At 43.7% G+C, this 11,521-nt stretch carries 6 protein-coding genes; 3 read left to right on the top strand and 3 right to left on the bottom strand.

The features are described from left to right. The first annotated feature begins 265 nt into the window (after positions 1–265). Both VIM72_RS09320 and VIM72_RS09315 read left to right on the top strand, forming a co-directional pair. The gene (locus VIM72_RS09320) at positions 266–2,098 is read left to right on the top strand and encodes an ABC transporter ATP-binding protein (RefSeq protein ID WP_332002565.1); all 1,833 of its coding nucleotides are present in this window, start codon (positions 266–268) and stop codon (positions 2,096–2,098) included. Positions 2,099–2,313: 215 nt separating this feature from the next. After that, on the top strand, positions 2,314–3,831 hold the full coding sequence (locus VIM72_RS09315) for a glycosyltransferase (protein ID WP_332002564.1): 1,518 nt from the start codon (positions 2,314–2,316) through the stop codon (positions 3,829–3,831). 74 nt (positions 3,832–3,905) lie between these two features. Here VIM72_RS09315 and VIM72_RS09310 read toward each other — a convergent pair whose 3' ends face one another. Both VIM72_RS09310 and ileS read right to left on the bottom strand, forming a co-directional pair. Further along, the gene (locus VIM72_RS09310; protein WP_332002563.1) at positions 3,906–4,952 is read right to left on the bottom strand and encodes a TraR/DksA C4-type zinc finger protein; all 1,047 of its coding nucleotides are present in this window, start codon (positions 4,950–4,952) and stop codon (positions 3,906–3,908) included. Positions 4,953–4,958: 6 nt separating this feature from the next. Continuing rightward, complete coding sequence (gene ileS / locus VIM72_RS09305) at positions 4,959–8,285, bottom strand: isoleucine--tRNA ligase (protein ID WP_332002562.1); 3,327 nt, start codon at positions 8,283–8,285, stop codon at positions 4,959–4,961. 256 nt (positions 8,286–8,541) lie between these two features. Here ileS and VIM72_RS09300 point away from each other — a divergent pair, with 256 nt between their 5' ends. Further along, positions 8,542–9,006 carry a PepSY-like domain-containing protein gene (locus tag VIM72_RS09300; protein ID WP_142684186.1) on the top strand — a complete coding sequence of 155 codons (465 nt, stop codon included), beginning with the start codon at positions 8,542–8,544 and terminating at the stop codon, positions 9,004–9,006. Between the two features lie 1,373 nt (positions 9,007–10,379). Here the strand turns inward: VIM72_RS09300 and VIM72_RS09295 are convergent. Further along, a complete protein-coding gene (locus tag VIM72_RS09295) occupies positions 10,380–11,303 on the bottom strand; it encodes an AraC family transcriptional regulator (protein WP_325642951.1) in 924 nt (307 codons plus the stop codon). Positions 11,304–11,521: the final 218 nt, after the last annotated feature.

Raw genomic sequence — 11,521 nt, 5'->3', positions numbered from 1 at the left:
GGAAAATGCTGCTCAGCTCCTGCTGTACCAGCTGCCCTATTTGTTTCTGCCTTTTAGTTTCCTGCATCTCATTCAGTTTTAGTCGTTAATAAAACAGTCCGCGTACGATAATAACACAATTACCCCACCCCGCCAAACCGTAACAGGCTGCCGGCAGCCCGTCAGTTGCGAAATTAACCATTTCCGGCAAAGAATGGCCGCAATTACACCCCCTCATACCTTAATTATACTATTTTTGCCAGCAAGTTAAACAAGACTACCAGGCATGAAGACATTCAAGCGATTACTAAGATTTGCCACACCTTTGCATCATTACCTGCCCGAATATGTTGTATATACTTTTATAGGTATCATATTCGGCATGGTCAATTTCGCTATGCTGATCCCACTACTGACCGTTATTTTCAACCAGGTGGGAGAAGTGCCCCAGGCCCTGCCTGAGCCTCATTTCACCTTTTCCATCAACTATTTCATAGACCTGTTCAATTACTATTTCTATAACTTTATCAGGGCCAGCGGCTCCAAGCAAAGCGCCCTTTACTTTGTTTGTGCCGTGATTGGCGTATGTATTGTGATCGCCAACTTCGGCCGGTACATGAGCGCAAGGGTAATGGTGCGGTTGAAAATGACCGTACTTTCGAGGTTACGTATACGCCTCTATGAAAAGTTCACGCAGCAATCACTGTCATTTTACAGTGAGCAGCAAAAAGGCGATCTGCTTTCCTCCATGACCAACGATGTACAGGAAATCGAAAACAGCGTGATCAACGCTATACAGACATTACTGCGCGACCCTTTCATCATCATTGGTTATTTTGCGGCGCTGTTCTATCTTTCCGTAAAACTTACCCTGTTCACTATCGTATTCTTTCCTATCTCCGGTCTGCTGATATCTTACGTTTCCAAAAAATTAAAACTAAAAGGAAAGTTCAGCCAGGAACTGCTGGGAAAAATTCTTTCTGTAACAGAAGAAACATTAAGTGGTATCAGGATCATCCAATCATTTACCGCCGAACGTTTTATGAAAAATAAATTCGGTGAGGTCAACAACCGCTTTGTGAAAGTGAGCAAGTCGATGTACAACCAGCGTGAACTTGCTTCTCCTATCTCTGAAATATTAGGGGTAATTGTAATTGTGATCCTGGTGATCTATGGAGGCAGTCTTGTATTATCTGGCAGCGAACTGCTTACCGGCGCTACTTTCATGACATACCTCGTTTTCTATTCACAGATCATGCAGCCGGCAAAAAATGTATCAACTTCTATAACCACCATCCAGAAAGGAATGGTAGCCAGTGAAAGGATTTTTAAAATACTGGATGCGCCGGTAACTATTCATGAAAAGCCCGGGGCAAGGCCTGTGAGTGAGTTTACCACCGGTGTTGAATATGATAATGTTTCCTTTAAATACGAACAGCAATATGTACTGAAACATATTCAGCTTACTATTAACAAAGGACAGATGGTAGCGCTGGTAGGCCGCAGCGGCGCTGGAAAATCTACCATGGCCGATCTTCTGCCCCGCTTTTATGATGTGAATGAAGGCGCTATTCGTATAGACGGCACCGATATACGTGACCTGAAAGTACACGATCTCCGCAACCTGATCGGTGTGGTATCCCAGGAAGCGATCCTGTTTAATGATACCGTATTTAATAATATTGCCTTTGGCCAGCCGAATGCCGACAGGGAAGCCATTATAGCCGCTGCAAAAATTGCCAATGCGCACGAATTCATTGAGCAGCTGGACAATGGCTACGATACAGTTATTGGCGACCGGGGCCTGAAACTCAGCGGGGGCCAGCGTCAGCGCCTTACCATTGCCAGGGCTATCTTCAAAAATCCTCCTGTGCTCATTCTGGATGAAGCTACTTCCGCATTGGATACAGAGTCTGAAAAACTGGTACAGGCTGCCTTGGATAAGCTTATGCAAAACCGCACCACTATTGTAATAGCACACCGGCTGAGCACTATTCAGCATGCCAGTGAAATTATTGTAATGGACCAGGGAGAGATCAAAGAACGTGGCACTCATGATGCTTTACTGAAACAAAACGGGATCTACCACAAACTGGTGGAAATGCAGGAATTCAAATAGGAATTACTAACGTTAAAGGTTATACGTAAACGGCGTATGCGCTACCCGGCAGGTGGCATATACGCCGTTCTTCAATCCCTGTGTGGCTTTCCGTAACATTTCCTTCTTCTCAAAAACCGGCAATGGGTACGGTTTTTGTTATTAAAGCGGCCTGATAATGCCAACACCAGCTCTTTACAGCACTATTTTTTAACCTTTTAACATAGCGAACTCCTATGATATCTATCGTAATTCCTGTATTAAACGAAGGTGCTACCATACGCCAGGTTATTAAAACAGTAAAAAAAACATCCCGGAAAATTGAGATCATTGTGGTAGATGATAATTCTACAGACAATACAGTGGAAGAGGCCATGAAAGAACATGTGAGAGTGATCACCAGCAGCCAGCGCGGAAAAGGGATATCTATGCGTGAAGGCATGATGGCCGCAAAACATGATATTATTGCCTATGTAGACGGCGACATCCTTACTTACCCTGACAATATTATAGACCTCTTAACTGGTCCTATTGAAAAAGATGAAGCAGACTTCGTCAAATCCTACTTTGAAAGGCAGGCAGGCAGGGTCACCCAATTGGTGGCCAAGCCACTGCTTAGTATCTTATACCCTGAGCTTGCCCACTTCCAGCAGCCGCTCAGCGGTATGATCGCAGCCCGTAAATCATTCCTTTCGCGGGTGCATTTTGAAAATGATTATGGAGTGGACATTGGCCTGCTGATAGATATGCATCATCTTGGCGCACGTATCACGGAAGCAAATATCGGCAAGGTGGAAAATGCCATGCAAACGTGGGAACAGCTGAGCAAAATGTCGAGGGAAGTATCACGCACCATTCTTCGCAAAGCAGAAAATATACCGCAGGAAAACCTGGAAACACTGGGTAATATCAACCTGATACGGGAGCAAATGGAGTACTCTATCCTGGAATCAATTGATAAACTGCAGAAAATGGTCATCTTCAATCTTGACCATGCAGTATTTACGCAGGATTACATGCAATGGGCCGCAGTGGCCTTTGGACAGGAAGAAGGACTGCAGGAAATCGAATCGGCCGGACATAATCCTGTAACTGCGCTGCATCTGAAAGCAACACTTTTTGAAGGACGCAATATTGCAGAACTATTGGAAGTAGCAGATGCAATTCCGCTGGTACCAGGCATCCGTGAAATAGTGCGTGAGCTGAAGAAAAGAGGCTATGCGGTGGGCCTGATCACCGATGGATTTGGTACCGTAGCGCGTCATATCAAAAATCAGCTGGGAATGGATTTCGTATTCGCCAATAAGCTGCATCTCATCAACAGTGTGGCCACCGGTGAATTTACCGTAGCAGATTATTTTATGAAAGGAGAGGAGTATGCACGTAGTAATGTGTTCCCTTACATAGCGCAGCAATATCATATCAATACCCAGAACATTATTTATGTGGGAGATGGGAAACGGGACAGCAGGTTATTAAGCGAAGCCGGGATCGGCGTTGCTTTTTGTCCACAGTATCCCGGTAATGTTGTAGAAAAGGTTGCCGATAAAATCATTACTGGCCTGTCGTTAACACCGTTACTGGATATTGCCCAGGCGAGTCCGGCAAGATTTGGAATTAAATTACCCGCCATCAGTAAAAAACAGGCACGCACTATTGGCGTAAGCAGCCTGATAGGTCTTGCAGGGGCAGGATTAATTTATTTCGCAGTACGGCAGATACGCAGTAAAAGAACAGCAGTAGCTGCTTGTTGAAATATATCATTTCATTAAAAGGGAAAGGCGCAGCGGATAACCGCTGCGCCTTTCTTGTTCCGGTAAAACCAGGACTATTTACTTTTAGCCAGTTTGGCTTCAATGCTCAATGTAGCGTGAGGAACAGCTCTGAGACGCGCCTTATCTATCAATTTACCGGTTACGCGGCAAATACCATAGGTTTTGTTTTCGATACGCATCATGGCTTTTTCCAGGTGATCAATGAACTGGATCTGGCGGCTGGCCATCTGGTTCAGCTGCTCTCTTTCCTGGGAGCCACTGCCATCTTCCATGCTCATGTATTTGTTTTCTGTATCATCAGTTCCTGCCTCGTCTTTACGGGTGATCAGGCCTTGCAGATAGATGAGCTCCTTTTTAGCTGATTCCAGCTTCTTCTGGATCAATTCTCTAAACTCCTGCAGGTCCGAATCACTGTATCTGTATACAGGACCGGAAGGTTGTGCCGGCTGATCCAGCACTGACTTTGTAAATTCGGGCTGATAAGTTACCAGGGTAGCTTTTCCGCCTTTCTTTTCAGGTTTTTCAGTTTTCTCGGGTTTTTCGGATTTTTCCGCCTTTACTGATTTTTCAGCCTTAACAACAGGCTTCTCCGCTGCTTTCTTTGTGGATTCCTTTTCCTTAGCAACTTCTACCTTAGTATCTGCTTTCTTTACTGCCATCGTTTTAAGTTCTTTTTCTTCTGACTTAGAAATAAATGGTTTCTCTTTTTCAGCGGAAACACTTTTCGTTACCACTTGCTGCTTTACAGCAGGCTCTTTTTTAACGGTCGATTTCGCAGGTACAGCAACTTTCTTGACGGATGTTGTTTTACTGTTTGGTAAGGCAGAGGCCTTTTTCACTGCTTTTTTAGGCGCCGGAGCGGCTTTTTTGGCAGTGCTTTTAGCTACCACGGCTTTTCCGGCTGCTGGTTTTGCTGCCACTTTAGGAGCCGCCTTTGCAGGGGCCGCTTTTGCAGCTGCTTTCTTGGGAGCGGGCGCCGTTTTCTTCACCGGAGCAACAGGTTTGGCAGCTTTTTTCGCTGTTGATGCCTTTGCTACAGTCTTTTTAGCCGGAGCTGCCTTTTGGGTCGTTTTACTAGCAACCTTCTTTTTTGTTGCCATGGGGGATTAGCTTTTTTTGTTAACTAATACATTAAATTTAAGGTCGTTTACCTCTATTTCTGTACCATCCTGTAATCGCTCCACTAATTCCAGACTATCTGCCAAAATTTCCGTGCAAATATAATCATTATAGTTCACAATGGCCGACTTGAGCGTATCCACACTTTCTACCGTCACATCAATTCTGTCAGTCAATGCAAAATCACTATCCTTGCGGATTTTCTGTATGCGATTCACCAGTTCCCTGGCATTTCCTTCATCCTGTAACTGGGAGGTAATAGTAATATCGAGCGCTACCGTCAGGGCACCTTTATTAGCTACTGTCCATCCTGGAATATCTTCTGAAATGATCTCAACGTCGGAGAGCTGGATTTGCAACTGCTCTCCCTCTATCACCAGGTTGAAATGGCCGTCGCGCTCTATAGTGGTAATTTCTGCCTCTGTGAACGCGCTGATAGCGGCTGCCACAGATTTCATCTTTGCTCCCATTTTACCACCGAGGGACTTGAAGTTAGGCTTAATCTTCTTCTTGATAAAACCTTCCGTTTCCGTAAGATAATCAATCCCTTTGACATTAACCTCACTTTTTATCAGGTCTGCTACCAATTCTATCTGCTCTTTCATCCGGCCATTGGCTACGGGGATCAGGATCTTCTGCAGAGGCTGGCGAACTTTAATGTTCACCTTTTTACGCAAGGATAGTACCAGTGAGGAAATATCCTGGGCCAGCTGCATTCTTTCTTCCAGGTCAGCATCAACCGCAGCTTCATCCATCACAGGAAAATCAGTATGGTGGATGGAAGCAGCCTTGCTGCGGCCACTTACGCTGTTCAGGTTGTTAAATAACCAATCAGTGAAAAATGGGGAAACCGGGGCCATCAATTGTGCAATTTTTTCCAAACATTCGTATAATGTCTGGTATGCACTGATCTTATCATGTTCATATTCTCCCTTCCAGAACCGGCGACGGCACAAACGCACGTACCAGTTACTCAGCTGTTCATCCACAAAACGCTCTATAGCTCTTCCTGCCTGCGTAGGCTCGTAGTCGTCAAAGCTACTGGTCACATCTTTTATAAGGGTATTCAAAACTGAGATGATCCAACGGTCAATTTCCGGGCGCTCGTCCAGTGGAATATATGCCTCCCTGAAAGTAAACTTATCAAGATTTGCATACATAGCAAAGAAATTATATGTATTATACAGGGTACCAAACAACTTGCGCTGCGCTTCTCCTATACCTTTTACATCAAACTTTAGGCTGTCCCATGGCGAAGCATTGGTGATCAGGTACCAACGGGTAGCATCAGCACCGAATTTTTCAATGGTTTCAAACGGGTTCACCACGTTGCCGAGGCGTTTACTCATTTTCTGCCCTTTCGCATCCAGTACCAATCCATTGGATACTACTGTTTTATATGCTACGTTGTCGAACAGCATTACTGCCAGGGCATGCAATGTATAAAACCAGCCACGGGTCTGGTCTACCCCTTCCGCAATAAAATCGGCCGGGAAAGCCTGTCCGTTGTCTATCAATTCCTTGTTTTCAAACGGATAATGCCATTGTGCATAAGGCATAGCTCCACTGTCAAACCAAACATCCACCAGGTCTGGTTCCCTGCGCATTGGCTTGCCAGACGGGCTCACCAGGATAATATCGTCTACATAGGGCTTATGGAGGTCGAGAATGCCCTCATGGAGATAGGATTTATTCACATCTCCTCCCAAAACCTGGTTGGCCTTGCGGATTTCCGCGTTCAGCTCCTCAATACCTCCGATGCAAATCTCTTCCGAGCCATCTTCAGTGCGCCAGATTGGCAATGGGGTACCCCAATAACGGCTGCGGCTAAGGTTCCAGTCCACCATATTCTCCAGCCAGTTGCCAAAACGGCCGGTACCGGTGGAGGCAGGTTTCCAGTTGATGGTTTTATTCAGCTCCACCATCCTGTCTTTCACCGCAGTGGTTTTAATAAACCAGGCATCCAGCGGGTAATATAACACCGGCTTATCGGTACGCCAGCAATGCGGATAGGTATGCTCATACTTTTCCACTCTGAACGCACGGTTCTCTTTTTTCAGTTTCACCGCAATATCCACATCTACATCTTTGTAGTCGGGATCATCTTTATAATTCTTTACATACCGGCCAGAGAATTCACCTACATTATCGGTGAACCTACCGGATCTGTCTACCAGTGTTAAAATACCGATGCCATATTTCTTTCCCACGCGGTTATCGTCTGCACCAAAGGCCGGGGCAGTATGAACGATACCTGTACCATCTTCTGTGGTTACAAAGTCGCCCAATAGTACACGGAACGGATCGCCTTCTTCCGGCTGAGCAAATGGCAGCAATTGTTCATAACGGATATTTTCAAGCTGACTGCCTTTAAAGCTGGTCAGTATTTTCCAGGGAATAACTTTGTCTCCTTCCTGGTAAGCGGCAAAATCTCCGTTTTCGCCTTCTGCCTTAAAGTATTTACCAAGTAAAACCTTAGCCATTACCACATTCACCGGAAGGTGGGTGTATGGATTAAAAGTATTTACCAGTACATATTCTATATTGGCGCCTACGGTCAGACCCAGGTTGGATGGTAAAGTCCATGGGGTGGTGGTCCAGGCCAGGAAAAAAACCTCGTCTGATCCTGCAGCGTCAAAAAGGAATTGTGAGTTATCTGCCTTTTTGGCCTTAAACATAGCCACCACAGTAGTATCCTTTACATCTTTATAGGTGCCCGGCTGATTCAGCTCATGGGAACTTAAACCGGTACCGGCTGCGGGGGAATAAGGCTGGATGCTTACGCTTTTATATAAGAACCCTTTTTTATAAAGGGTTTGCAAACACCACCAGAGTGTTTCAATATAATTATTTTCAAAAGTGATATAAGGATCTTTCAGGTCAACCCAATATCCCATCTTAAGGGTCAGGTCGTCCCACATATCTTTATATTTTAGTACCTCCCGGCGGCAGGTATCGTTATATTCGGCTATGGAGATCTTTTTTCCTATGTCTTCTTTAGTAATGCCCAATGTTTTTTCTACTCCCAGCTCTACCGGCAATCCATGGGTGTCCCATCCGCCTTTGCGCTTTACCTGGTAACCGCGCATAGTTTTATAACGACATACCAGGTCTTTTAAAGTACGTGAAATAACATGGTGAATACCCGGCAAACCGTTGGCACTTGGAGGTCCTTCATAAAACACAAAAGGTGTGGCGCCGTCGCGTACTTCCACACTTTTCTCAAAAGTCTGGTGCTGCTCCCAGTGCTGGAGTATATCTTTCTCTATCTGAGGTAAATTCAACTGGCTATATTCCTGATATTTGCTGGACATAAAACAATTCCCCGCCCTTTGATGTTATTTATTAGAATAATTGATTAAAATTGTGCAAAGTTAAGGAAATACGCTGGCTCCTAAATAGCCATCTTTACCAAAAACTATCCTTTTTAGATATTTTTTATTGATTTTTTTGTAATTTGCAATAAAGAGTACCTAAACTGCGTTTTTGGCATTGTTTTAGCTAACTTGCCAGGAAGATTAGAAAAACCTAGTAGTTAATTTTAACCCAACGGGAAAAACCATATCGAGTATGAAAAAGTTGACGTTAATTTTTTGCGCGGTTCTATTCACTTCCGGCATAACTTTTGCACAGCAAAAAAAATCAGTTAAGAAAACAAAGATAGTTGCCAAAGCAGTGCAAGCACCTGAGGCAGTTAAAAGTTCTTTTGATCAAAATTTTGCGGGAACAGCAGCTGCTAAGTGGACAAAGACAAGTGCAGGACATTGGACAGCAAGTTTCCAAAAAGACAACATAAACACCATTGCAGAGTATGATGCAGATGGCAAATGGATTGCCACAAGAAGCGCATATGATGCTCAAAACCTCCCGGAATCAGTGGCTGGTACACTGAAAACAAAATATCCGGCGGCAACCATAAAAGATGGCTGGAAAATTGAGAGATCAGATGTAGCTGCATACTACAAAATCAATATTCAGGATAATGGTACAGACAAGGCAGTGTTGCTGAATGAAGCTGGTACCATCACTGAATAACACAAACACGTATTTCATAGGTATAGGGATAAATAGGACAGACCCTGCTCTTTTGGGCGGGGTTTTTCATTTGTTATGACTCCTCACTTTTATTTATCAGCTCTCCCATTTCACAATATGTGAAGTTTTTTCCAACGGTAGAACCCGCAAATTCCCCAACCTACCTCACGCATAAATATATTTTGCCCGCTCCCCGATAACACTTTCCGGGAAAAGAGCCAGTGCTAACCAATAACAGGATGCTATGGGAACTTGTGCCGGAAAAAGCAGGTCTGGACAGCCGCCATGGGTAAGACTTTCAGGGATAAGCTATATATAAGCCTTATATAAACCTTATGTAAACCTTATATAATAGTTACCTATAAGATAAGGGATATCTAAGGCTTATTATTATCTTCTTTTTAAGTCTGATACATATGTAACCGGAAAAGTTATGCCTTAGCATAGCAATGGCAATTGCCCGAAACAAAAAAGTCGCCCGCGGAAGCGGACGACTTTATAAAATCTGGTAGAAACTTTTCTGGCATATTGCACTTCAATGGTGTTTGATATTCATGCAAGTATGATTATGGCTTTACTTACTTTTGCCAGCTAAGTTTCTCCCATGGTCAAATCTGATAAGGAAGCTTATAGGAAACGCAAATAGATATCTGCCTATCGTGTTACAAAGAAACGCCTATATTTTATTTTCCGTTTTTCAAATCGGGAAAACAAATGATCAAAAAGGGAAAATAGGGTTTGGTTTAATTGCTGGATTTTAACCAGCTTTTCAACAAACACGAAATTGAGAACCAATGAAACCGAATAAATCTTCCCTGATAGAAATATTTCAACACCCGCTTATATTCTCCCTGGAAATGTATTACAGACATGGATTGTGTTGCTCCGTTAACTGCCTTGAAATACATCTTTTCTCCTTTTAATGTGATGGCCTTTCTGTTGGCAAAAGACTGATAAATACCATTTTCACTGTATATAGATGATATATTATGGTCAATCCCCAATGGATTGCCAATTGCATTGGAATTAAGGTAGGGAACTCCTTTCTCTTTTACCCACATGTAAAGCAGGGTCATGTCTGATATAGCCGTTCTCCCTATCTTTTCCTGCTGTTTTTCAGATGATCAGGGCCTATTACTGTAACATTCAGGTTTAAATGCCGGGCTTTCTTTTCATATAACCTTAAATAAACAAGATCCCTGTTTTCGTATATATAAATATCTTTCAGCATGTATTATTACTTTCTCATCTTTTGGGAGATTAAAACAAATAATTTAAAAATCACATAAATATAGCTATGTTATTCCTGACACAGGGATATTCCTGTTACAGGGAAAGATCAGGAAAGTAAAAGTGGGAGTATCCGTTCCGTTTTAACGCAACAGCAGTTCACAAGGCTTCAGCCCTGTATGCTTCTTAAAGGCTGTAGAGAAATGGGAGATACAGGAATATCCCATCAGCATGGCAACTTCTGACACAGACATACCTTTTTCATATAGCAGGCCTTTAGCCTTTTCCATTCTCTCTTTCTGGAAATAGTCATAAATAGTGGTACCATACATGGCTTTGAAGCCTTTCTTCAGGTAACATTCGTTCATGGCTACACGGCGGGCCAGGTCCCTGATGGTGATCGGAGAATCCAGCTGTTCCAGCAGGATGCCACGGGCATTTTCTATTTTTTCGCGGTCTTCCAGGTGGGTAAGGAAGCGGCAACCATAGCGTTCATCGGTATCATTCTGCATAAACTGGTCGGAGCTGTATAATAACAGGTCCAATGCGCGGCTTTGCAGGAATATATTCTTCAGAATGCCCTCATAGTCGTGGTGTACCATTGTTTCCAGTACGGATTTAGACTTCGTACATGGCTGGATGGTTTTCACAAACGGCTTGCGGGACTGGTTTTCAAATAAGGAGAAGGTGGTGGTACCTTTTTGCAGGGATTGTATAAAGGCAGGCTGGAACCGCACGGTGATCAGGTCTACCGATGGTACCCTGTCATTGCAGGCTTCCTTTTTCCCTTCCGAACAAAGCTGATCCGTACAGGAAGGGTTTTTACAATATTTATTACCGGCCACACAATAACGCAGCTCTATAGCAGCGGATTGCCCCCTTTTGGCAGGCTGATAAATAACCATCGCCACGTCTTCAACCGGTAATGGTTTATCATATGTAAAACGTTGTAATGTAAAATCGAGACAGTCAGGCACTGACACACTATCCTGCTCCGCCAGCCTTAACTGGTCGCTCATCGCGGGCTGCGGAATGGCTAAAGACAATATTTCCTGTATTTCTTTCACTTTATCTGTTTTTTTAACGCCGGGCTGTTATAGAAGTCACAAATTTAGGGATTCGTTTTTTAAACAAATATGTTTTGACAATACACTTACAAAGCCAGCCCCCATTTCCGGGTGTAAACTATTGAACTAATTGGTATAAATTTCGTTTAGGCTTTACTGATGGCAAAAATTGGCTTTAATATCCGCAGACTGGTCAAAATCATACTCTCCGTAGCTGG

This window comes from Chitinophaga sp. (assembly GCF_036569185.1).
Taxonomy (GTDB): domain Bacteria; phylum Bacteroidota; class Bacteroidia; order Chitinophagales; family Chitinophagaceae; genus Chitinophaga.
Note: the sequence above shows the minus strand (reverse complement) of the source record. Positions and strands in the feature narration are given on the sequence as shown.